The 809-nt window shown below is 50.6% G+C and carries 1 rRNA gene; it reads left to right on the forward strand.

What is annotated here, in order from left to right:
• A 23S ribosomal RNA gene (locus AC07X6_RS28585) occupies nucleotides 1-809 on the forward strand; the annotation flags it as partial.

Consider the following 809-nt stretch of genomic DNA (forward strand, 5'->3'; position numbering starts at 1 on the left):
TACTAAGCGTACGACAAGTAGGGCGGGACACGTGACATCCTGTCTGAATATGGGGGGACCATCCTCCAAGGCTAAATACTCGTAATCGACCGATAGTGAACCAGTACCGTGAGGGAAAGGCGAAAAGAACCCCGGAAGGGGAGTGAAATAGATCCTGAAACCGTGTGCATACAAACAGTAGGAGCGGACTTGTTCCGTGACTGCGTACCTTTTGTATAATGGGTCAGCGACTTACATTCAGTGGCAAGGTTAACCGAATAGGGAAGCCGTAGAGAAATCGAGTCCGAATAGGGCGATCAGTCGCTGGGTGTAGACCCGAAACCAAGTGATCTACTCATGGCCAGGATGAAGGTGCGGTAACACGCCCTGGAGGTCCGAACCCACTAATGTTGAAAAATTAGGGGATGAGCTGTGGGTAGGGGTGAAAGGCTAAACAAACTTGGAAATAGCTGGTTCTCTCCGAAAACTATTTAGGTAGTGCCTCAAGTATCACCATCGGGGGTAGAGCACTGTTATGGCTAGGGGGTCATTGCGACTTACCAAACCATTGCAAACTCCGAATACCGATGAGTGCGAGCTTGGGAGACAGACGTCGGGTGCTAACGTCCGGCGTCAAGAGGGAAACAACCCAGACCGCCAGCTAAGGTCCCAAAGATTGGCTAAGTGGAAAACGAAGTGGGAAGGCTAAAACAGTCAGGATGTTGGCTTAGAAGCAGCCATCATTTAAAGAAAGCGTAATAGCTCACTGATCGAGTCGTCCTGCGCGGAAGATGTAACGGGGCTAAGCCAGTCACCGAAGCTGCGGATAT

The organism is Janthinobacterium sp. GW460-12-1-14-LB5 (assembly GCF_059423585.1).